The 21956-nt window shown below is 71.9% G+C and carries 19 protein-coding genes and 2 tRNA genes; 9 read left to right on the forward strand and 12 right to left on the reverse strand.

The window, feature by feature from the left end; all coding sequences use genetic code 11:
• Nucleotides 1–38: 38 nt before the first annotated feature.
• From IF655_RS13580 to IF655_RS13595, 4 genes are all read left to right on the forward strand, one after another.
• On the forward strand, nucleotides 39–755 hold the full coding sequence (locus tag IF655_RS13580; protein WP_199584981.1) for a M50 family metallopeptidase: 717 nt from the start codon (nucleotides 39–41) through the stop codon (nucleotides 753–755).
• Between the two features lie 111 nt (nucleotides 756–866).
• Complete coding sequence (gene aroA, locus IF655_RS13585; RefSeq protein WP_199584982.1) at nucleotides 867–2174, forward strand: 3-phosphoshikimate 1-carboxyvinyltransferase; 1308 nt, start codon at nucleotides 867–869, stop codon at nucleotides 2172–2174.
• 16 nt (nucleotides 2175–2190) lie between these two features.
• Nucleotides 2191–3201 (forward strand): ribosome small subunit-dependent GTPase A, encoded by a 1011-nt coding sequence (gene rsgA, locus IF655_RS13590; protein ID WP_199584983.1) that lies wholly within the window; start codon nucleotides 2191–2193, stop codon nucleotides 3199–3201.
• A gap of 84 nt (nucleotides 3202–3285) precedes the next feature.
• Entirely contained in the window at nucleotides 3286–3609 is a 324-nt protein-coding gene (locus tag IF655_RS13595; protein ID WP_199584984.1) for a multidrug efflux SMR transporter, read from the forward strand.
• On the opposite strand, the gene IF655_RS13600 is transcribed toward IF655_RS13595, so the two are convergent.
• Genes IF655_RS13600 through IF655_RS13610 form a run of 3 tightly spaced genes read right to left on the reverse strand, consistent with a single transcriptional unit; the run spans nucleotide 3606 to nucleotide 7317 of the window.
• Entirely contained in the window at nucleotides 3606–5405 is a 1800-nt protein-coding gene (locus IF655_RS13600; protein ID WP_199584985.1) for an ABC transporter ATP-binding protein, read from the reverse strand. The genes IF655_RS13595 and IF655_RS13600 overlap by 4 nt on opposite strands.
• Nucleotides 5402–6301, reverse strand: a complete 900-nt coding sequence (locus tag IF655_RS13605; protein ID WP_199584986.1) for an ABC transporter permease — start codon at nucleotides 6299–6301, stop codon at nucleotides 5402–5404. The genes IF655_RS13600 and IF655_RS13605 overlap by 4 nt, the downstream gene beginning before the upstream one ends.
• Nucleotides 6298–7317: an ABC transporter permease gene (locus tag IF655_RS13610; RefSeq protein WP_206775816.1), complete on the reverse strand. Its 1020-nt coding sequence runs from the start codon at nucleotides 7315–7317 to the stop codon at nucleotides 6298–6300. Before IF655_RS13610 ends, IF655_RS13605 begins: the two co-directional genes overlap by 4 nt.
• A gap of 142 nt (nucleotides 7318–7459) precedes the next feature.
• Here IF655_RS13610 and IF655_RS13615 point away from each other — a divergent pair, with 142 nt between their 5' ends.
• Entirely contained in the window at nucleotides 7460–9160 is a 1701-nt protein-coding gene (locus IF655_RS13615) for an ABC transporter family substrate-binding protein (RefSeq protein WP_199584987.1), read from the forward strand.
• A 1-nt stretch (nucleotide 9161) separates the two neighbouring features.
• On the opposite strand, the gene IF655_RS13620 is transcribed toward IF655_RS13615, so the two are convergent.
• Nucleotides 9162–9770 carry a TetR/AcrR family transcriptional regulator gene (locus tag IF655_RS13620; RefSeq protein WP_199584988.1) on the reverse strand — a complete coding sequence of 203 codons (609 nt, stop codon included), beginning with the start codon at nucleotides 9768–9770 and terminating at the stop codon, nucleotides 9162–9164.
• Between the two features lie 185 nt (nucleotides 9771–9955).
• Here IF655_RS13620 and hisN point away from each other — a divergent pair, with 185 nt between their 5' ends.
• The 3 genes from hisN (at nucleotide 9956) to IF655_RS13635 (ending at nucleotide 11874) form a co-directional block, all read left to right on the forward strand.
• The gene (gene hisN / locus IF655_RS13625; protein ID WP_199584989.1) at nucleotides 9956–10756 is read left to right on the forward strand and encodes a histidinol-phosphatase; all 801 of its coding nucleotides are present in this window, start codon (nucleotides 9956–9958) and stop codon (nucleotides 10754–10756) included.
• Nucleotides 10757–10951: 195 nt separating this feature from the next.
• Nucleotides 10952–11350: a cyclic nucleotide-binding/CBS domain-containing protein gene (locus tag IF655_RS13630; RefSeq protein ID WP_199584990.1), complete on the forward strand. Its 399-nt coding sequence runs from the start codon at nucleotides 10952–10954 to the stop codon at nucleotides 11348–11350.
• Nucleotides 11351–11457: 107 nt separating this feature from the next.
• Nucleotides 11458–11874 (forward strand): Fur family transcriptional regulator, encoded by a 417-nt coding sequence (locus IF655_RS13635; RefSeq protein WP_199584991.1) that lies wholly within the window; start codon nucleotides 11458–11460, stop codon nucleotides 11872–11874.
• Nucleotides 11875–11980: 106 nt separating this feature from the next.
• On the opposite strand, the gene IF655_RS13640 is transcribed toward IF655_RS13635, so the two are convergent.
• The 4 genes from IF655_RS13640 to IF655_RS13655 form a co-directional block, all read right to left on the reverse strand.
• A tRNA-Met gene (locus tag IF655_RS13640) sits at nucleotides 11981–12054 on the reverse strand.
• A 71-nt stretch (nucleotides 12055–12125) separates the two neighbouring features.
• On the reverse strand, nucleotides 12126–13943 hold the full coding sequence (locus IF655_RS13645) for a tetratricopeptide repeat protein (protein WP_199584992.1): 1818 nt from the start codon (nucleotides 13941–13943) through the stop codon (nucleotides 12126–12128).
• Nucleotides 13944–14149: 206 nt separating this feature from the next.
• A tRNA-Met gene (locus IF655_RS13650) sits at nucleotides 14150–14223 on the reverse strand.
• Nucleotides 14224–14264: 41 nt separating this feature from the next.
• Nucleotides 14265–17153, reverse strand: a complete 2889-nt coding sequence (locus tag IF655_RS13655) for a UPF0182 family protein (protein WP_206775841.1) — start codon at nucleotides 17151–17153, stop codon at nucleotides 14265–14267.
• 163 nt (nucleotides 17154–17316) lie between these two features.
• On the opposite strand from IF655_RS13655, the gene IF655_RS13660 reads away from it, so the two are divergent.
• On the forward strand, nucleotides 17317–17859 hold the full coding sequence (locus IF655_RS13660; protein ID WP_206775817.1) for a PPA1309 family protein: 543 nt from the start codon (nucleotides 17317–17319) through the stop codon (nucleotides 17857–17859).
• An 872-nt stretch (nucleotides 17860–18731) separates the two neighbouring features.
• On the opposite strand, the gene IF655_RS13665 is transcribed toward IF655_RS13660, so the two are convergent.
• From IF655_RS13665 to IF655_RS13675, 4 genes are all read right to left on the reverse strand, one after another.
• Nucleotides 18732–19829: a PDZ domain-containing protein gene (locus IF655_RS13665; RefSeq protein WP_199584995.1), complete on the reverse strand. Its 1098-nt coding sequence runs from the start codon at nucleotides 19827–19829 to the stop codon at nucleotides 18732–18734.
• Nucleotides 19830–19879: 50 nt separating this feature from the next.
• Complete coding sequence (locus IF655_RS31480) at nucleotides 19880–20008, reverse strand: hypothetical protein (protein WP_267880467.1); 129 nt, start codon at nucleotides 20006–20008, stop codon at nucleotides 19880–19882.
• 174 nt (nucleotides 20009–20182) lie between these two features.
• Complete coding sequence (locus IF655_RS13670) at nucleotides 20183–20644, reverse strand: molybdenum cofactor biosynthesis protein MoaE (protein WP_199584996.1); 462 nt, start codon at nucleotides 20642–20644, stop codon at nucleotides 20183–20185.
• 96 nt (nucleotides 20645–20740) lie between these two features.
• Nucleotides 20741–21853, reverse strand: coding sequence for an SDR family oxidoreductase (locus IF655_RS13675; RefSeq protein WP_199584997.1), 1113 nt, complete (start codon nucleotides 21851–21853; stop codon nucleotides 20741–20743).
• Nucleotides 21854–21956 lie beyond the last annotated feature (103 nt).

Here is a 21956-nt window from a genome sequence, read left to right on the forward strand (position 1 = left end):
CGATGACGCCATACGACGACAGGGAGCCACCAACCGACATGGACAGCAGTACCGCCGCCGGTCTCTGGGACCGGCTCATCGGCACCCAGCCGGGACCGAACCTCTGGGTGGTCGTGGCCACGCTCGCCGCCGCGCTCGTCGCGGTGGTGCCGCACCGACTGTGGCGCCTCTCCCGCAACGCGATCACCATCGCGCACGAGGGCGGCCACGGGCTGCTCGCGCTGGTCACCGGTCGGCAGCTCACCGGGATACGTCTGCACTCCGACACCAGCGGGCTCACCCTCAGCCGGGGCAAGCCGCACGGCATCGGCATGATCCTCACGGCCGCCGCCGGGTACACCGCGCCCTCCCTGCTGGGTCTCGGCGGCGCCGCCCTGCTCGCGGACGGCCGCATCACCCTGCTCCTGTGGGTGGCGACGGCACTGCTCCTTGCGATGCTGGTGATGATCCGCAACGCCTACGGCGTCCTCACCGTGGTCCTGACCGGCGGCACCTTCCTGCTGATCTCCTGGCTCGCGGACTCCCAGGTCCAGGCGGCTTTCGCCTACGCGGTGGTCTGGTTCCTCCTCCTCGGCGGGGTCCGCCCCCCGTTCGAGCTCCAGGCCAAGCGCCGCCACGGCGAGGCCGGCGACTCCGACGCCGACCAGCTCTCCCGCCTCACCCACGTCCCGGCGGGGCTGTGGCTGTTCCTCTTCCACGCGGTGTCGCTGTGCTCGCTCATCGGGGGCGGGGGGTGGCTGCTGGGGCAGCGGTGAGAGCGGTGCCCGTGGGCACGGCGCCCAGGACGTGCCGTACCGGCGTCCACCCCGTGGACGGTGCCCCGTACGGCGGGCGCTCGGGCAGGGACCGCCTTATAGAGTGGGCCCATGCCCGAAATCCCCGCCCTCTGGCCCGCCCCGCACGCGACCGGACCCGTCGACGCGACGGTTCATGTGCCCGGGTCCAAGTCGGTCACCAACCGTGCTCTCGTGCTCGCCGCTCTCGCCTCGGAGCCGGGGTGGCTGCGCCGGCCGCTGCGGTCGCGCGACACGCTGCTGATGGCGGGGGCGCTGCGGGCGATGGGGGTGGAGATCGAGGAGGGCATCGGTCCGGACGGTTCCGGGGAGGCGTGGCGGGTGCTGCCCACCGGGCTGCGCGGCGGTGCGACGGTCGACGTGGGCAACGCGGGCACCGTGATGCGCTTCCTGCCGCCGGTCGCCGCGCTGGCCGACGGTCCCGTCCGCTTCGACGGCGACCCGCGATCGTACGAGCGTCCGCTGCACGGCGTGATCGACGCGCTGCGCGCGCTCGGCGCCCGGATCGACGACGACGGCCGGGGCGCGCTCCCGCTGACCGTGCACGGTGTCGGGGCGCTGGACGGCGGTCCGGTGTCGGTCGACGCGTCCTCGTCCTCGCAGTTCGTCTCGGCGCTGCTGCTGTCCGCGCCCCGCTTCAACCAGGGCGTGGAGGTCCGCCACACCGGCGCGACGCTGCCCTCGATGCCGCACATCCGGATGACCGTGGACATGCTGCGCGCGGTCGGCGCCCAGGTGGACACCCCGGAGTCGGGCGGCGAGCCCAACGTGTGGCGGGTGACCCCGGGCGCGCTGCTCGGCCGGGACCTGACGATCGAGCCGGACCTGTCCAACGCCCAGCCGTTCCTGGCCGCTGCCCTGGTCACCGGCGGCAAGGTGCTGATCCCGGACTGGCCCGAGCGCACCACCCAGCCGGGTGACCGGCTGCGGGAGATCTTCACCGAGATGGGTGGTTCCTGCGAACTCACCGAGTACGGCCTGGTGTTCACCGGTTCCGGCGCGATCCACGGCATCGACGTGGACCTGGGTGACGTCGGCGAGCTGACCCCCGGCATCGCCGCGGTCGCCGCGCTGGCCGACTCCCCCTCGACCCTGCGGGGCGTGGCGCATCTCCGGCTGCACGAGACGGACCGGCTGGCCGCGCTCACCAAGGAGATCAACGAGCTGGGCGGTGACGTCACGGAGACGGCGGACGGTCTGCACATCCGCCCCCGCCCGCTGCACGGCGGCGTCTTCCACACCTACGAGGACCACCGCATGGCCACGGCAGGCGCGGTCATCGGTCTGGCGGTGAAGGACGTGACGATCGAGAACGTGGCGACGACCGCGAAGACGCTGCCCGACTTCCCCGAGCTGTGGGCCGGGATGCTCGGGAACTGACGGGCGGACTGGAACCATGCGCCGCTACGGCAAGCACACCGACGAGGACGACATCCGGTCCCGTCCCAACCGCAAGGGCAACCGCCCGCGGACCCATATCCGCCCCAAGCACGAGGACGCGGCGGAGGGCATGGTCCTCACCGTGGACCGGGGTCGGCTGACCTGTCTGGTCGACGGCCGCACGGTGACCGCGATGAAGGCCCGTGAACTGGGCCGCAAGGCGGCGGTGGTGGGCGACCGGGTGGCGCTCGTCGGTGATCTGTCCGGCACGAAGGACACCCTCGCGCGGATCGTCCGCATCGAGGAGCGCGCCTCGGTGCTGCGCCGCACCGCCGACGACGACGATCCCTACGAGCGGGTGGTGGTGGCCAACGCCGACCAGCTCGCCATCGTCACCGCGCTGGCGGACCCCGAGCCGCGCCCCCGGATGATCGACCGCTGTCTGGTCGCCGCGTTCGACGGCGGTCTGGAGCCGCTCCTGGTGATGACCAAGTCGGACCTGGCGTCGCCGGACAAGTTCCTTGAGCTGTACGGCGATCTGGACATCCCGTACGTGGTCACCAGCCGTGAGGAGCTGGCGAGCGGCGCGGCGGCGGAGCTGGTGCGCGAGCATCTGGACGGCCGGATCACGGCGTTCGTCGGGCACTCCGGCGTCGGCAAGACGACCCTGGTCAACGCGCTGGTCCCGGAGGAGCGGCAGCGTACGACGGGTCATGTCAACGCGGTGACCGGGCGCGGCCGGCACACCACGACCTCCGCGCTCGCGCTGCCGCTGGCGGACGGCCGGGGCTGGGTGGTGGACACCCCGGGCGTGCGGTCCTTCGGGCTCGCGCACATCGACCCCTCGCGCGTGATCCACGCCTTCCCGGACCTGGAGCCGGGCACCGAGGGCTGTCCCCGGGCGTGCAGTCACGACGAGCCGGACTGCGCGCTGGACGCGTGGGTGGCCGAGGGGCACGCGGACCCGGCGCGGCTGTACTCGCTGCGCAGGCTGCTGTCGACACGGGAGCGCCGGGAAGGCGACTGAGCCTCGTGTGGTTTGCCGGGGTCCGGCTCCGGCAAGTGCATAATCGCACCGAGCCGGAGATCCGGACCTACGGGAGGACAGCACATGGCGTGGCTGCTGGTCATCGTCGCCGGGCTTCTGGAGACCGGCTTCGCCGTGTGTCTGAAGCTCTCGCACGGCTTCACCCGGCTGTGGCCGACGGTCGCCTTCGCCGCGTTCGCGCTGGGCAGCTTCGGACTGCTGACCCTGTCCCTGAAGAAGCTGGACGTGGGTCCCGCGTACGCCGTATGGACCGGCATCGGCGCGGCGGGCACCGCGATCTACGGCATGATCTTCCTCGGTGACCTGGTCTCCACCCTGAAGATCGTCTCGATCTGCCTGGTCATCGCCGGGGTGATCGGTCTCCAGCTCTCGGGCTCGGCGCACTAGTTCCCCAGGACCTCGCGCACGCGCGGGAAGTGGCAGGCGGCGCCGTCGCCCTCGAACTCCGGCACCTCGTGCGCGCACCGCTTGCGCTCGTCCTCGCCCAGTTCGGCGTGGAGCGGGCAGCGGGCGCGGAAGCGGCAGCCGTCGTAGCGGCGGGTGGGGCTCGGCGGGTCGCCGATCAGCAGGATGCGCCGCCGGGACCGCTCGCGCACCGGGTCGGGCAGCGGTACGGCGGACAGCAGGGCCTGGGTGTAGGGGTGCCGGGGGCGGGCGAAGACCTCGTCGACGGGTCCCGCCTCGACCGTGCGACCGAGGTAGACGACGCTGACCCGGTCCGCGATGTTCCGTACGACCGACAGATCGTGGGAGACGAGCAGATAGGCGAGCCCCAGCTCCTCCTTGAGCCGCTGGAGCAGGTCGAGCACCTCTGCCTGGACGGAGACGTCGAGCGCGGAGACGGGTTCGTCCAGGAGCAGGAGTTCGGGTTCGACGGACAGGGCGCGGGCGATGCCGATGCGCTGGCGCTGGCCGCCGGAGAACTCGTGGGGGTAGCGGTCGGCGTGGTCGGGGTCGAGTCCGACGCGGGCGAGCAGCTCCGGTACCGCGCGGGCGGCGGTCGTCCGGTCGGCGCCCTGGGCGCGCAGCGGTTCGGCGACGATGTCCCCGACCGGCATCCGGGGGTCGAGTGAGGCCATGGGGTCCTGGAAGACGACCTGGACGCGCCGCCGCAGCTCCCGCCGCTCGGCACGGGTGAGGGTGCCGTACCGCCGTCCGAACAGCTCGACGGTGCCGCCCTCGGGCGCGGCGAGTTCGAGGAGTTCGAAGAGGGTGGTGGACTTCCCGGACCCCGACTCCCCCACGACGGCGAGGGTTTCGCCGCGTCGCAGGTCGAGGTCGACCCCGTCGACGGCGTGGACGGTGCCGGTGCGGCGGCGCAGGACGCCTCCGGTGCGCACGGGGTAGGTGCGGGTGAGTCCGCGCACGGTGAGCACCGGTTCGCCGGTGGCGGGCGCGGGGACGCGCGGGGTGTCCAACCGGGGTACAGCGGCGAGCAGTTCACGGGTGTAGGGCTCGCTCGGGGTGCCGTAGACCTGCTCGGCGGTGCCCTGTTCGACCACGCGTCCCTCCCGCATGACGGCGACCCGGTCGGCCATGCCCGCGATGACCCCGAGGTCGTGGCTGACGAGCAGCAGCGCGGCGCCGGTGGTGCGTTGGGCGGTGCGCAGCACGTCGAGGATCTGCGCCTGGATGGTGACGTCGAGGGCGGTGGTGGGTTCGTCGGCGAGGAGGACGTCGGGTTCGTTGGCGATCGCCATGGCGATCATGGCGCGCTGGCGCATCCCGCCGGAGAACTCGTGCGGGAACGCCTTCGCGCGCAGGCCGGGTTCGGGGATGCCGACGAGGTCGAGCAGTTCGACGGCGCGGGCGGCGGCACGGGCGCGGGAGACGTCGTGGTGGGCGCGGACGGCTTCCGCGATCTGGTCGCCGATGCGGTACACGGGGGTGAACGCGGACAGCGGGTCCTGGAAGACCATCGCGATCCGCCGCCCCCGGATGTCGTTCAGCTCGCGTTCGGGCGCCCCGAGGAGTTCGGTGCCGTCGAGGCGTACGGAGCCGCGCGCGACGGCGTTGCCGGGGAGCAGTCCGAGGACGGCGAGGGCGGTGGCGGACTTGCCGGAGCCCGACTCCCCGACCAGACCGAGGACTTCGCCCCGGTCGAGGGTGAGATGGACGTCGCGTACGGCGGGTCTGCCGTCGAAGTCGACGTCGAGTCCGGTGAGTTGGAGCAGCGGGGTCATCGGGTCGCCGCCTTGGAGGTGGGGTCGAGGGCGTCGCGCAGTCCGTCGCCGACGAGGTTGACGGCGAGGACGAGCACGACGAGCAGTCCGGCGGCGAAGAAGAACATCCACGGGTAGGTCACGGCGGCGCCCGTGCCGGAGGCGATCAGGGTGCCGAGGGAGACGTCGGGCGGCTGGACGCCGAAGCCGAAGTAGGACAGGGCGGTCTCGCTCATCACCGCGCCGCCGACCTGGATGGTGGCGTCGATGATCAGGAAGGAGGCGACGTTGGGCAGGACGTGCCGCCAGATGATCCGGAAGGGTCCGACGCCCATGTACCGCGCGGCGCGCACGAATTCGCGCTCCTTCAGGCTCAGCGTCATGGACCGTACGACCCGTGCGGTGATCATCCAGCCGAAGACGGCGAGCAGTCCGACGAAGGCGAACCAGCCGCCGGAGCGCAGCCGGGGCGAGACGATCGCGATGATCAGGAAGGAGGGGAAGACGAGCAGCAGGTCGACGGCGAAGGTGAGCAGCCGGTCGGTCCAGCCGCCGAAGTAGCCCGCGCAGGCGCCCACCAGTGAGGCGAGCCCGGTGGACAGGACAGCCACCAGCAACCCGATGACCAGCGACTTCTGCAGTCCGCGCACGGTCTGCGCGAACACGTCCTGCCCGATCCGGTTGGTGCCCCACCAGTGCTCGGCGTCGGGCGCGGCGCGCAGCGCGCCGTAGTCGACGTGGCTGTAGGACCACGGCGTGAGGTACGGCCCGGCGAAGGCGAGCAGGAAGAGCAGCGCGAGGACGACGGCTCCGGCGAGCGCGGCCCGGTGCCGTACGAAGCGGCGCAGCACGAGGGCGGCGCGCCCTGCCGGGACCTTCGCGGCGGGGGTGGGGACGGGGGTGAGGGCGGTGGTCATCGGACCTGCCGGACGCGGGGATCGAGGGCGGCGTGCAGCAGGTCGGCGAGGAAGCCGGACAGGAGCACGGTGACGGCGGCGAACACGTTGACGGCGACGACGGAGTTGACGTCGTTCTTGCCGATGGACGCCACGAACCACTCGCCCATGCCGTGCCAGCCGAAGATCGTCTCGGTGAAGGTGGCGCCGGTGAACAGGGCGAGGAAGCCGTAGGAGAAGTACGTCGACATGGGCACGAGGGCGGTGCGCAGCCCGTGCCGGAGCAGCACGGTCCTGCGGCCGAGTCCCTTGGCGCGCGCGGTGCGCAGGAAGTCGGAGCCGAGCACGTCGAGCATGGTGCTGCGCTGGTAGCGGCTGTAGCTCGCGACGGCGAACAGGGCGACGGAGAGGGTGGGCAGCAGCAGATGCCCGGCGCGGTCGCCGAGGACGTCCCAGAAGCCGCCGGTCAGCCCTGGGGTCTCCTCGCCGGTGAACCGGAGGTCGGTGCCGGTGCTCTGGTTGACCCAGATCGCGCCGGTCTTCAGCAGGATCGCCACCAGGAAGACGGGGGTGGAGAGCAGCGCGAAGGAGACGACGGTGAGCGCGCGGTCGCTGAACCGGTACTGCCGCGCCGCCGTCCACGCCCCGGCCAGCACCCCGGCGGCCGTGCCGAGGACGGTGCCCGCGAGCAGCAGCCGCAGGCTGACCCCGACCCGGCGTCCGAACTCGGCGTTCACGGAGGTGCCGTCGATGGTCTCGCCGAGGTCGCCGTGCAGGGCGCGCCCGCCCCAGTGCCAGAAGCGGTCGCGCAGCGGCTCGTGGTCGTTGACGCCCAGCTCGGTGAGGTGGTGGTCGACGGCGCTCGCGGACAGCGGCGGCTGCCTGCCCTCGTAGGCGGCGCGCGGATCGAGCGCCAGGGAGGCGAGGACGTACGACAGACAGACGGCGGCCAGGAGCAGCACGGCGTGGTAGCCGAGGCGTTTGGCCAGGTAGGAGGGCACGTCAGAAATGGTCCAGTCCTTCTGTTGCGGCAACATGAAGAGAACATGTCAGTAATCCCGGGGCTCTCCCCCGGTGGTCGTGCGCCGTTCTACGTTCTGCCCGTCGGGTCCGGCCCGGCACGGTCGGGCTCCGCCGCCCGGTCCGGGAGATTCCGCCGAGCCCGCAAAGGACACCGCCATGCGTCACGCCTCCGCCGCAGCCTGGATCGCCGCCACGGCGGCCGTCGCGTCGCTGGTGACCGGCTGCGGCTCCCCCGACCACGGCACCGTGCACAAGAAGGCGGCGCCCCGGGCGGACGGCCAGGACATCAACGCCCACCCGCTCTCCGACATCGAGCAGGGCGGGCGGCTGAACCTGGCGATCACGCAGTGGATCACGCAGTACAACGTCAACACCGTCGACGGCTCCCAGGGCGACGCCCAGGAGCTGGCCCGTACCGTCCTGCCCGACCTCTTCGACTCCGACGCCAAGGGCGCGGTCCACGCCAACCCCGACTTCCTGCTCTCCGCGAAGGTGACCTCCACCTCGCCGCAGACGGTCGAGTACCGGCTGAACCCGAAGGCGAAGTGGTCCGACGGCACCCCGCTCGGCTGGCGCGACTTCCGCGCCCAGTGGCAGGCGCTGAACGGCCGGAACAAGGCGTACGAGGCAGCCGACACCTCGGGCTACGACCAGATCTCGAAGGTGGCCGAGGGCAGGGACGCGCACACGGTCGAGGTCGTCTTCTCCTCGCCGTACGCCGACTGGCAGCGGCTGTTCGACCCGCTCTACCCGGCGAAGTACACGTCCACCCCGAAGCAGTTCAACAAGGGCTGGTCGGAGAAGGCGCCGGTCACCGGCAACGCCTTCCGGATCGGGTCGTACGACAGGACGGCGCAGACCATCACCCTGGTGCCCGACGCGAAGTGGTGGGGGAACCGCCCGAAGCTCGACGCGATCGTCTACCGCGTCCTCGACTTCGGCGCGCGCACCGAGGCGTACCTCAACAAGGAGCTGGACAGCGCGACCGCGCTGCTGCCCGAGGACTACAAGCGGCTGGTGAAGGCGCCGGGCACGGACATCCGGCGGGGCGCGCGCTGGGACGAGGTGCACATCACGCTCAACGGCGGGCGCAGGGCGCTCAAGGACCTGCGGGTGCGCCAGGCGGTCCAGCACGCCGTCGACCGCAAGGGCATCAACGAGGCGTTCGCCAAGGACCTCTCCTTCCAGTTGGCGCCGCTCGACAACCACTTCTTCATGCCCAACCAGCAGGGCTACCGCGACACCTCCGGCGGCTACGCGACCTACGACCCGAAGGCGGCCGCGAAGCTCCTCGACGCGGCGGGCTGGAAGGACAACGGCGAGGGCAAGCCGCGCACCAAGGGCGGCAAGCAGCTCACCCTGGACTACGTCCTCAGCTCCGGCAGCACCTCCGCCCAGTTCGACCAGGCGGAACTGGTCCAGCAGCAGTTGGCCCAGACCGGGATCAAGGTGAACCTGAAGAAGGTCCCGGCCAACGACTACTTCAACCGGTTCGTGAACCGCGGCGACTTCGACCTGACCAGCTTCCGCAACGTCGACGCCGTCTTCCTCACCACCATCACGCCCGTCTTCCAGCAGCCCAAGGGGCGCAACCTCTTCCAGAACTTCGGCTCGGTCGGCTCCCCGAAGATCGACGCCCTGCTGAAGAAGGCGGGCCAGAGCACCGACCGCGCCGAGGCGATCAAGCTCTACAACGAGGCGGACACCGAGATCTGGCGCCTCGGCCACTCCATCGAGCTGTACCAGCGGCCCGAGATCAACGCCGTACGCAGCGACCTGGCCAACTACGGCTCGACGGGACTCGCGGACGTCGACTACACCAAGGTCGGCTGGCTCAGGAAGACGGCCGGGAAGTAGCTCACGGCTGCCGCCCGCGCAGGGCACCGCCGATCAGTCCCGTCATGCCGCCCGCGCCCGGCGGCACCGCCACGCAGGACAGCGCGATCCGGGCCACCAGCTCGCAGGAGAAGGCGAGTTCGGCCACCTCGGCGGGAGCGGCGCCGGGCGCGGACAGCGCGGTGACCGCCCGGTCCCGCACGATCCGCAGCAGGTCGCCGGGCGAGGGCAGCGGACCGTCCGCCCGGCGCTGCGCCGGCACGGCGGAGGTGGACGGCACCCCGGACAGGACCGGCGCGGGCAGCCGCTCGCTCCAGCAGCCGGTGAGCATCGCCCGCACCAGCGCGTTGTCCCGGGCGGCGGACGCCGTCCACTCGGCGGCGGCGGTGAGCCGCTCCTGCGGCTCGGCGTGCGCGGCGAGCGCCCGCTCCACCCCGGCGAGATAGCCGTCGGCCTCGCGCCGGACCAGCGCCCTGGCCAGGCCGTCCTTGCTGCCGAACTCGTTGTACAGGGTCTGCCGGGACACCCCGGCGGCCGCCGCCACGTCGACCATGCGCACCGCGGACCACGGCCTGCGGATGAGTGCGGTGAACGCGGCGTCCAGCAGCGATTCCCGGGCTGCGGGCATCATCGTCTCCCTGGGGGCGAGCGACTCCGCCCCCAGGTTTGACGCGCGCCGGGGCACTGTCAAGGGGCCGGGAGGCCCCAGGGGGCGCGCTTCGGACAGCGCGCCCCTCCGCGCGCCCCGGGCACTTCGCACACCCGCGCGCACCCCCGTGTGGCCCGGTCACGCCCCTGGCCGATACCGTTCGTCACATGCCGGACTATCTCGACGACCTGCGCCTCGCCCACGTCCTCGCGGACGCGGCCGACGCCGCGACCATGGCCCGCTTCAAGGCGCTCGACCTGAAGGTGGAGACCAAGCCGGACATGACGCCGGTGAGCGAGGCCGACAAGGCGGCGGAGGAGGTCGTGCGCGGTCAGCTCAAGCGCGCCCGCCCGCGCGACGCGGTCCTCGGCGAGGAGTACGGCGTCGAGGGCACCGGGCCGCGCCGCTGGGTGATCGACCCGATCGACGGCACCAAGAACTACGTGCGCGGCGTCCCCGTCTGGGCGACGCTGATCTCGCTGATGGAGGCGGGCGAGGGCGGCTTCCGTCCGGTCGTGGGTCTGGTCTCCGCCCCGGCTCTCGGGCGCCGCTGGTGGGCCGCCGAGGGCCACGGCGCCTTCACCGGACGCAGCCTGACCTCCGCCTCCCGCATCCACGTCTCCGGCGTGGAGCGGCTCGCGGACGCCTCCTTCGCGTACTCCTCGCTGACCGGCTGGGAGGACCAGGGGCGGCTGGGCGGCTTCCTGGACCTGACCCGCGCGGTGTGGCGCACGCGCGCGTACGGCGACTTCTGGCCGTACATGATGGTGGCCGAGGGCGCCGTCGACATCTGCGCGGAGCCGGAGCTGTCCCTGTGGGACATGGCCGCCAACGCGATCATCGTCACCGAGGCGGGCGGCACCTTCACGGGTCTGGACGGCAGGCACGGACCGCACAGCGGCAACGCGGCGGCGTCCAACGGCCCGCTGCACGAGGAGCTGCTGGGGTATCTCAACCAGCGCGACTGACCCGTCGTCGGCGCGCCCGGCGCGCCCCGGCACCCGGTGTGCCCCGCACGCCGGGCGATGGCCACGCACGCCGGGCGACGGCCGCGCACGCCCCCTTGTTGACCACCTCTTTACCTGGCAGTCTGGGAAGCGACCCCACTTGTGAATTCGTGAATCCGCGCTCGCGCCCGGATTCCGAGGAGGTGGCTCCATCCCATGCTCGTCCGCGACGCCATGAGCACGGTGGTCCTCACCATCGGCCCCACCCACACCCTCCGCCAGGCAGCCGCCCTGATGTCCGCGCGCCGCGTCGGCGCCGCCGTGGTCCTCGACCCCGACGCCGGCGGCACGGGCATCCTCACCGAGCGCGACATCCTGAACTCCGTCGGGCTCGGCCAGAACCCCGACACCGAGACCGTCCACGCGCACGCCACCACCACCGCCGTCGTCTTCGCCGCCCCGACCTGGACGCTGCGGGAGGCGGCCCGCGCCATGACGCACGGCGGCTTCCGGCACCTGGTCGTCCTGGACGGCGGCGAGCCCGTCGGCATCGTCTCGGTCCGCGACATCATCCGCTGCTGGGCCTCCGCACGGGAGCCCGAACCCGCCCTCTGACCCCGCCTCTCCGCACCCGCGTCCACATTGGATCGTGTCCAATACGATTCGCGTTCCAAAATCACACATGTTCAGGATCTGACCTCGTGGCTGTTACGCTGGCTGCCATGAGTGACCTTCTGGAACGGCTGCGTGGACGCGGCTGGCGCATGACCGCGCAGCGCCGCGTCGTCGCCGAGGTTCTCGACGGAGAGCACGTCCATCTGACCGCCGACGAGGTCCACGCGCGCGCCGTGGTCAAGCTGCCGGAGATCTCCCGCGCGACCGTCTACAACACGCTGGGCGAGCTGGTCTCCCTCGGCGAGGTCCTGGAAGTCTCCACGGACCGCCGCGCCAAGCGGTACGACCCCAACGCGCACCGTCCGCACCACCACCTGGTCTGCGCCCGCTGCGGCGCGATCCGCGACGTGCACCCGACCGGCAACCCGCTGGCCGACCTCCCCGACACCGAGCGCTTCGGCTTCGCCGTCTCGGACGTCGAGGTCACCTACCGCGGACTGTGCCCGGACTGCGCGGGCGCCTGACCGTCTTCCTCTTCCCGCCGCTCCCCTCGGGGGGCGGCGCATCCGTAGGCGTATACAACGACCGAGGGCCGGAATCCATCTCTGGATTCCGGCCCTCGGGCTTCAGTAGCGGGGACAGGATTTGAACCTGCGACCTCTGGGTTATGAGCCCAGCGAGCTACCGAGCTGCTCCACCCCGCGTCGGTGAATATGACACTACGCGAGACCTGCCCGGTGAGGCAAATCCATTCCGCGCGACGCGTTCGGCCAGGTCACGCCGACAGCTCCTCCCGCAGCGCGTCCCGCAGCTTCGCCGCCCGCCGGGCCACCTCCTGCGGACCCAGCTCCGCGGCCCGGTCGGCCCAGCGCTGCCCCTCGTCCAGCTCACCGCGCCGGGCGCAGACGAGCGCGAGCCGCAGCGCCGCCCGCCCGTGGCCCGCGTCGGCGGCGCGCTCCCACCACACCGCCGCCTCCGGCTCGCTGCCCTCGCGGGCCAGCAGCAGCCCGAGGTTGAAGGCGCCGTTGCGCGAGCCCGCCTCGGCCGCCTCCCGGTACCAGCGCGCCGCCTCGACCACGTCGCCCCGCGCCGCCGCCAGCATGCCGACCCGCACCTGCGCGCGCCGGTGCCCCAGACAGGCCGCCCGCTCGTACCACTCCTCGCACTCGGTCTTGTCGTGCGCGGGCTCGCCCAGCTCGTGCGCGGGCTCCGGCGGACGGCGCGCGTCGAGCACGGCGGCAAGCCGGTAGGCGGCCTCGGCGCTGCCGCCCCCCGCGGCGCAGCGCAGATACCGTTCCGCGGCCTGTTCGTCGCCCTCGCGCAGCCGGGCGATGCCGACCTGGAGCGCCGCCTCGGTGTGCCCCGCGGCAGCCGCCCGCTCGTACCAGCGCAGGGCGCTCGCCGCGTCCTCCTCGGTGTTCCGCCCGGAGTGCAGGATGCCGAGGTTGAAGGCGGCGTCCACGCTGCCGGCCTCGGCCGCCTTGGAGAACCAGGGCTCGGCGCCCCGGGTGTCCCCGACCTGGAGCAGCAGGATGGCCAGCGCGTTGGCGGCTTCCCGGTGCCCGGCGTAGGCGGCGCGCCGGTACCACTGCTCGGCCTGGGCGGTGCGCCCCTGCTCGGCGCAGAGCAGACCGAGGTTGTAGGCGCCGTTGTCGTCCCCGGCGTCCAGCGCGGCCCGGTACCAGCGCTCGGCGGTCTGGGTCTCGCCGCGCTCGGCGTGCAGGGCGCCGAGCGCGTTGGCCGCGTTGCCGTCGCCGCCCTGGGCGGCGCGCAGCCACCACATCGCGGCGCCCTCGGTGTCGCCCGCGTCGCGCAGCAGGAAGGCGAGCGCGCAGGCGGCGCGGGACTCGCCCTCCTTGGCGGCGGTCAGATACCAGCGCCCCGCCTCCTTCAGCTCGCCGCGGCGCTCCAGGATGCCGCCGAGGTGCAGCGCGGCGAGGTGGTGCCCGCGCGCGGCGGCCTGCCGGTACCACTGCTCCGCCTCCGCGAGGGCGTCGCGGTCCGCGCCCCCGCGCCCGAGGCCGAGGTCGGCCTTGAGGTCGAGGGCGCGGGCGAGGCGGTAGGCGGCTTCGCGGTGGCCGCGCTCGGCGGCGGCGCGCATCCAGCGCCGGGCGTCGGCGTCGCCGCGGTGCTCCAGGAGATCGGCGAGCGCGTAGGCGCCCAGCACATGGCCCTGTTCGGCGGACTGGCGCAGCCAGTACTCGGCGGCGGGTTCGTCGCCGCGCTCGCGGTGGTGGCGGCCGAGCGCGTGCGCGGCGGCGGCCGATCCGGCCACGGCGGCGATCCGCCACCATCCGGCCGCCTCGTCGGGATAGCCGCGCTGGTGCAGCAGGACGCCGAGGTTGTTGGCGGCGGCCCGGTCACCGGCCGCGCTCGCGGCTCTCAACTGCGGTTCGGCGCCGTCCAGATCGCCCCGGCGCAGCAGGATGGCCCCGAGGAGGCTGGCCGCCTCGGCGTCTCCGGTGCGCGCCGCCATGCGCAGGCGCACTTCCTCGGCGGCTTCCCCCGTCTCGTCGATGGACGGCTCCTCGCCCGAAGGCTGTGCAAATCGCCCCGTTCCGAACAGAGTTGCCTTGTCCCCCATAACGTCCATCGTCGCACCACCTGCAACCTGGGTACACCCGGTGTACCACAGCCCGTGAGGTCACTTCAGCGTTTTGTCGACATGCCCACAGAGAGACAAGTCAAACACAGTTCTGTCAACTCCCCATGGCGGCAGGGCCGGTTCCGGCCCCAGCACATGAGTTCGCACACCACGAAGGCCCGGATCTCGTGTGAGATCCGGGCCTTCGACTTCAGTAGCGGGGACAGGATTTGAACCTGCGACCTCTGGGTTATGAGCCCAGCGAGCTACCGAGCTGCTCCACCCCGCGTCGTTGTGCTGCAACCGTATCACGACGCGGGGCGGGTCCGGTCAGCTCGCCGGCTTGGCGGGCTTGGCGGGCTTCTCGGAGGTGGACTGGGCGTCCTCTGCCTTGCGGAGCGCGTCCTGGAGGTCCTTCTGCGCCTTGGCGTAGGCGTCCCAGTCGGGACCCTCCTTGAGCGCCTTCTGCCCGGCGTCGAACGCCTTCTGGGCGTCCTCCAGCGCCTGCTTGACCGTCGGGTTCTCCGACTTCGGCGGCTCGGTGGTGCCGGTCTCCGGTGGCTCGGCGCTCCCCTTGACGCCGAACACCTTGTCCAGCGCCTTGTCCAGGGTGTCCTCGAAGGCGGTCCTGCCCTCGTAGGTGACGAGCACCTTGCGCAGCAGCGGGTACTTCAGCTCGCCGCCGCGCACATAGACCGGCTCCGCGTAGAGCAGTCCGCCGTCGAGCGGGACGGTGAGCAGGTTGCCGTACTCCACCTGGGAGTGGCCCCGGCTGAGCAGGGCGATCTGCTCGGCGATGGCCGGTTCGGAGTTGAACTGGCTCTGCACCTGTTTGGGGCCGTCCACCGTGGTGCTCGTGGGCAGCTTGAGGAGTCTGATCCGGCCGTAGTCGCCGGAGCGCGGATCGGAGTCCACCGCCATGAACGCGCTCAGGTTGTCCCGGCCGTTGGGCGTGAAGGTGGTCGTCAGCGAGAACGCCTGCTGCTTCTGGTCCGGCATCTTCATGCTCAGGTAGTACGGCGGGACCGCGCTGCGGGAGTCGTTGGTCGGGTCGTCCGGGACCTGCCACACCTCGTTGCCGCTGAGGAAGGTCTGCGAGTCCGTCACGTGGTAGCGGGTCAGCAGCTCGCGCTGGACCTTGAACAGGTCCTGCGGGTAGCGCAGATGGGCCATCAGGGCGGAGGAGATGGCCGAGCGGGGCTCGACCGTGTGCGGGAACGCCTTCATCCAGGTCTTGAGCACCGGGTCCTTGGTGTCCCACTGGTACAGCTTGACCTCGCCGGTGTAGGCGTCGACCGTCGCCTTGACCGAGTTGCGGATGTAGTTGACCTGGTTCTGCTGGGCCACCACCGCGCGGGAGTTGTTGGTGGCGGTCAGCGAGTCGGCCGTGGTGTCGCCGAGCGTGGTGCGCGAGGCGTAGGGGAAGCCGTTGGAGGTCGTGTAGGCGTCCACGATCCACTGGATGCGTCCGTCGACCACGGCCGGGTAGGCGTCGCCGTCGATGGTCAGCCAGGGGGCGACGGCCTCGACGCGGTCCTTGGGCGTGCGGTTGTACAGGACGCGCGAGCCCTTGCCGATCGCCCCGGAGTAGAGGATCTGCGGTTCGTTGAACGCCACCGCGTACGCCGCCCGGTTGAGCGGGTTGTCGAGGGAGACCCCGCTCCTGCCCTGGTAGCTGGTGGTCTTCTCGCCCTTGTCGTTGGAGTAGTCGATCTCCTTCTGCGGACCGCCCACGATGGAGTACGTGGTGGTCTTCTCGCCGTAGTAGATCTCCTGCTGGTAGTCGCCGAGGTCGCCCGTGGAGGGCAGGTTCTTCTCGGTGAAGACCGGGCGCCCCTTGTCGTCGGCCTCGGTGCCCTTGGCGGCGACCGCGCCGTAGCCGTGGGTGTAGCGGAAGTGGTCGTTGATCCAGTTGTGCTTCGGGATGCCGCTCAGGTCCAGCTCGCGCAGCCCGATGACGGTGTCCTGGTCCTTGCCGTCCTTGGTGGGGTACCGGTCGACGTCCAGGTTCTTCGGGAAGCCGTAGTAGTTCCAGATCTGCTGGAGCTGCTGGAAGGTGGGCGAGACCACGTTCGGGTCCATGATGCGGATGCTGGCCGTGTCGTCGACCTGGTCGCGCAGCGTGGTCTTGTCGGAGGTCGCCGCCTTGCCCGAGTACTCGCTGACCTGGGTGTGGTCGATGCCGTACGCCTCGCGGGTCGCCTTGAGGTTCTTCTGGACGTACGGCGCTTCCTTGGCCTGCTCGTTGGGCTGGACCTGGAACTTCTGCACGATGGCCGGGTACAGACCGCCGATCAGGATGGCGGAGAGCACCATGAGACCGAAGCCGATGACGGGCAACTGCCAGGTGCGCCGCCACAGGGTGGCGAAGAACAGCAGCGCGCAGATGACGGCGATGCAGAACAGGATCGTCTTGGCCGGGAGATAGGCGTTGGCGTCCACATAGCGCAGACCCGTCCAGTTGTCCGTCGCCTTGAAGCCGCTGGACTTCACCGCGAGTCCGTACCGGTCGAGCCAGTAGGCGACCGCCTTCAGGGTCACGAACACACCCAGCAGCACGGAGAGATGACCGGTCGCGGCGGCCGAGGCGCGCGCGCCGGGGCTGGTGACGCGCAGCCCGCCGTACAGGTAGTGGGTGAGCGCGGCGGCGATCAGGGACAGGACCGTCGCGGCGAAGCCGAAGGCCAGCAGGAAGCGGTACCACGGCAGATCGAAGGCGTAGAAGGAGACGTCGAGGTGGAACTGGGGGTCGCTCTGGTGGAACGGCACGCCGTTGACCCACATCAGCCAGGTCCGCCACTGACCGGCCGCCGAGGCACCCGCGATCAGACCGACCAGCGCGGTGACGGCGAGCAGCAGCCAGGTCTTGTACGGCGCGATGCCCATCCGGTACCGGTCCAGGCTCTGCTGCTCCATGGACATGGCGCTGAGCGGGGGACGCAGCCGGTGCGCGAGCCAGATGTTGAACCCGACCGCGAGGGCCATCAGCAGACCGAAGACGAAGAAGAGCCCGATCTTGGTCCACAGGGTGGTGGTGAAGACCGACGCGTAGTGCACCGAGCGGTACCACTGCCAGTCCGTCCAGAAGCCCGCGAACATGGTGAACGCCATGCCGAGGGCCGCCAGGACGCCCAGCGTCACGAGCAGGGTCCTCACCCGCCGGGACGGGCGGTCCGCTCTCGTCCGCGGCCCCGTGGGACCTCCGCCGCGGTCCGGCATCTGGAAAGCCAAGGTGCGCACCTCGAAGTCGCTGTCGATCCGTCAGACCCTCGTGTTCGCGGGCCCTTGGCGGCCCCCCGTGATCGCGGGCCCCCACCTATGCAACTTACTCACGGTTTGCTCGGTTCCCGATTCCGGCCGGGAACGAGGCAGGATTGTGACCATGTCCAACACTCCCATGGCGGCGAACCCGCTCACCCGGGCCGTACTCGAGATCGACGAGTACGCCTCCGGCCTCGGCTGGGACCAGCCCGCCCGCCTCTTCGCCCTCGTCGACACCGCACGACTGCGGACCTCGGAACCCGCGCTCGCGGCTCAGCTCGGCCTGGCCGAGGACACCGGCGAGACGGGGCTCACGCCCATCGAACAGGAAGAGGTGCCCGCCGACCGCCCCCTCGACGAGTTCCTCGCCACCATCGCCTGGCCCGGCGCCGTGGTCGGCTGCGCGCTCACGGTCGAGCGCCAGATGCTGCCGCCCTCCGCCGAGAGCCAGGTCCCGCAGGGCCTCAGCGGCGCCAAGCTCGCCCAGTGGGTCGCCTCCCACCCCGAGCGCCAGGAGGTCCGCATGACCGTCGCCGTCCTCCGCGACGGCACCCGCGACTCCGCGATCCGCCTCCGCGAAAAGGACTCCCCCACCGAGGTCCTGACCGGCCCCGACCTGGTCCCGGGCCTGGCGGAGGCGCTGACGGCGACGTTCGAGGACTGACGGGTTCACCTGCGGCGGCTCGGGGGGCGGGGCGTTGACCCCGTGCCAGGGCGACGGTCCGAGAGTGCTCGGCGCCCCGGGCACCCCCGAGCGTCAGCCCCGGCGGGTCGCCCCCGGCAGCGCGGGGCTCAGGGGTACACGGGACGCCAGACCCGAAGCAGGGCCCGGCTCGGCGGTACGCGGGGTATCGCTCCGGCACGGGGTCGAGGAGTCTGGGCGGCGATCGCAGAGAGGTGCTCGCCGCTGCCCGGCGTGGCACCCCGGGCGCACAGAACCCGGAGCGTCAGCACCGTGCACCCCCGGCGGACCTGGGGTGCACGGGGTGGGGGCACGGCGCTCCCTAGGGGCAGCTCAGCAACGTTCGACGCGACCCGCAGGGGACGCGAGCGCATCGAACCCGGCACGTCGGCTCCGGCGGGTCGCCCCGGCAGCCGCCCCCGCGCGGGGCTCGGGATGTAGGGGGCGTCCATCGCAGAACAGGGCGTCCGGCTCGGCGGTAGGCGGGGCATCGCTCCCAGCACGAGGCCGAGGGGGCGGCGCTCCCCGGGGCGGGGACTCGGCGCTGCTCGACGCGACCCGCGCGGGACGCGAGCGCATCCAGCCCGGGCACACCGACCCCGGCGGGTTGCCCCCGGCAGTACGGCCCCAGAGGATACGCGGGGCATCGCCACCGGCGCGGCGCTTCCGGGCGCGAGGCCGAGGGGTGGGGCGCTCCCCGGGGGCGGCTCGGCAGTGCTCGGCGGCACTCGCACGGGGCCCGAGCGCATCGAGCTCGGCGGGTCGCCCCCCCCCCCCGGAGAGACGGGTCCGGCAAGGGGATCTCACGTACCCGGGGCCGGTAGCGCGTGCGCCCCGGTGCGGCAACCCCCGCGTCAGCCCTTCGTCGTGCACTTCGGGAGTGCGGCCGTGTCGCCGGTGCGGATGTCCTTCAGGGCGGTGAGGGCGTCGTGGATGGTCTTGACCTTGACGAGGGTGAGGCCGTCGGGGGTGTCCTCGGCGGCGGCCGCGCAGTTGTCGGCGGGGGTGAGGAAGTAGCGGGCGCCCTTGTCGCGGGCGCCGACGGTCTTCATGTCGATGCCGCCGATCGGCCCGACCGCGCCGGAGTCGTCGATGGTGCCGGTGCCCGCGACGAACCTGCCGCCGGTGAGGCTGCCCGGGGTCAGCTTGTCGTAGATGCCGAGCGCGAACATCAGACCCGCGCTGGGACCGCCGACGTCCGCCAGCTTGATGTCGATGGTGAACGGGAACGTGTGGTCGGTCCCGGCGGAGATGCCGACGATGGCCCGCTTGGTGCCGGTGTCCTCGGAGCTGGTCGTCGTGATCGTGACGTCCTGCGTCTTCGTCGCGTCCTTGTGCGCCTTCTCGGCGGCGGCCTGCTCCTTGGCGGGGACGACCGTGAAGACGACCTTCTGGCCGGGCTTGTGCCGGGTCACCAGTTTGGCCACGTCGGAGGGCTGCTTGACCGCGGTGCCGTCCACGGACTTGATCACGTCACCGGCGTGCAGCCGCCCCTGCGCCGGGGAGTCCTTGATCACGGTGGAGACGATCACCCAGGACTTGACCGGGACCTTCAGCTCCTTCAGGGCGGCGACCTTGGCGCTCTCCTGGGACTGGCTGAACTCCTCGGCGTTCTCCTGGGTGGACTGCTCCTCGGTCTTGCCGTCCGGGTAGAGCGTGTCGTGCGGCACGATCTTGCTGTCGTGCGCCAGCCAGCCATACACCGCCTGCACCAGGTTCATGCGGAAGTCGGCACTGGTGACCCGGACGGTGGTCATGTTCAGATGACCGTCCGTCGGATAGGTCTTGTGCCCCGCGATCTGGAGGACCGGCTCGCCGCCGTGGTCCCCGAGCGTGTTCACGGTCGGCCCCGGCGACATCTCCGCGTACGGCACGGGGATGAGCACCCCCGCGCACAGGAGCGCGATCAGCATCAGGGTGGAGGCGAGCATCGTCGCGGTGCGGCGTGGCATGGCACGACAGTACGGGACGGGCCTGTCAGCACACCGTCAGGGCACCCTTGTCACGCGCCGCGGGCACCCGTACGGGACTTCTCCATGGCCTCGCGGAAACGGGCGTATCCGTCCAGCTCGGGCCCGTCGCTGCGGGCCCTGCGGGTCCGGTTGGCCCAGCTTCCCCACAGGCTCGCCACGACACCAGCGACAACCGGAATCAGCAACCAGGCGAGCGCCGCCATGCCGACCTCCCAACCCCATGAGTGTCCGCGAACCGAATGATCAGCAGATTAACCGTTCGCACTCATAACGCTCACGCGAGGGCACCGGTTACGCAAGCGGAAGCCCCGATCGGCCCAATGTGACGATGATCAGCAGGCGCCGACCCATTCCTCGGTGCCGTCGGAGAACCGCTGGTGCTTCCAGATCGGCACCTGGTGCTTGATGTCGTCGACGAGCCTGCGGCACGCCTCGAACGCCTCGGCGCGGTGCGGGCAGGACACGGCGGCGACGATCGCGAGGTCCCCGACGCCCAGGTCGCCCACCCGGTGGACGACGGCGAGCGCCCGCACCGGGTACTCGGCGGCGACCTTCTCGGCGATGCGCCGCATCTCGTCCTCGGCGCTGGGGTGGCAGGAGTAGCCGAGCGCGTCCACGTCGGCGCCCTGGTCGTGATTGCGCACCGTACCCACGAACAGCGAGATGCCACCGGCGGCGGCGTCACCGACCGCCGCGTACACCTCGTCGACCGAGAGCGGGGTGTCCCGGATGCCGGTCAGCTTGACGGGGTGCTCGGCGGCCTGCTCGCCGGGGTGATCGTTCGTGGGTGCCATGTCTCCATGGTGCCGCACGCCCCGGACACGCGGGAACGCGAAGCTCGGCCGAGGGGAGCAGTCGATGCCGAGGAGAGGTTTGCGACGCAAGTGCCGTCAGAGGAGGCGGCGCGCCCTGCGGGCCCGGCGGACCACTGCCGCCGCGCCGAGCAGTGCGACCGTCGCGCCCGCGGCGCCCGCCGCCGTCGCGTCCTTGCGGCCCAGGCGCCGTCCGGCGACCGTGTGCCGCCCGGCGACCTCTTCCAGGAGCTCCGCCAGGACCTCCTCGTTGGTCCAGCGCGGCCGCCACCCGGCGGCGTGCAGCCTGCTGCCGCTGACCACCCAGGGGTACATCGTGTACGCCAGGTCGCCCGCCGGGGACGGGGTGAGACCGATCCGGTGCAGCCGGGCGGCGGCGCCGAGCGCCACGGCGGAGGGCAGCTCCATGCGCCGGATGCCGCTCAGCTCCTCGACCTCCTCCTGCTCCAGCCAGCCGTCGCAGCCGACGGCGAGTTCCCCGTCCACCTTCTCCAGGACGGCGTACTCCAGCGCACTGCACAGGTCCTCGACGTGGCAGAACTGCCACGCGGGACGCGATCCGGCGACGACCAGCAGCCGGGGCGACTCGAAGTAGCGGGTCAGCGCGGTGTCGGTGCCGCCCACCAGGACGGCGGGGCGGACCACGGTGACGTTGAGCCCGGGGTGCGCCCGGGGCGCACGCCGGGCGAGCCGCTCGATCTCCAGCAGGTCCGCGACCCCGGTGGCCTCGGCCGTCGCGCGCAGCTCGGCGTCCTCCGACAGGGGCAGCTCGTTGTCCGGGAGCGCGCCGTAGACCATGGCCGACGTGCACAGCACGACCCGGCGGACACCGGCCGCGGCGGCGGCCGTCAGCACGGTCTGGGTCCCCCGGACGTTGTAGGCGGTGCGGGCGGCCGGGTCGCTGCCGAGGTCCAGGTCGAGCGCGAGGTGCACGACCACGTCGACACCGCGCAGCTTGTCCGCGATGGCCGGGTCGCGCACGTCGAGGATGTGCCACACCGCGTCCGCGCACTCCCCGCGCCGCTCGTCGATGGCGACGACCTGCCGGACCTCCTCGCTCGCGGCGAGCCGCTCCGTGAGCAGCGCGCCGACCCCGCCGGCCGCACCCGTGACCGCGACGACGGGGCCGCGCACGGGGGACGGGGAGGACGGGTTTCGCGCTGCGCGAACCTGCGGATCTGGGGAACTCACCGGGCGTCTCCAGCGGTTGTCTTCAGTACGGGCGCGGACGACGCGCGCGTACCAGGTGCATCCATCCTGCCGCAGCCCTTGCGTGGGCGAAGCACCGAGGCCC

Source organism: Streptomyces sp. DSM 110735 (genome assembly GCF_016482685.1).
Lineage (GTDB): Bacteria > Actinomycetota > Actinomycetes > Streptomycetales > Streptomycetaceae > Streptomyces.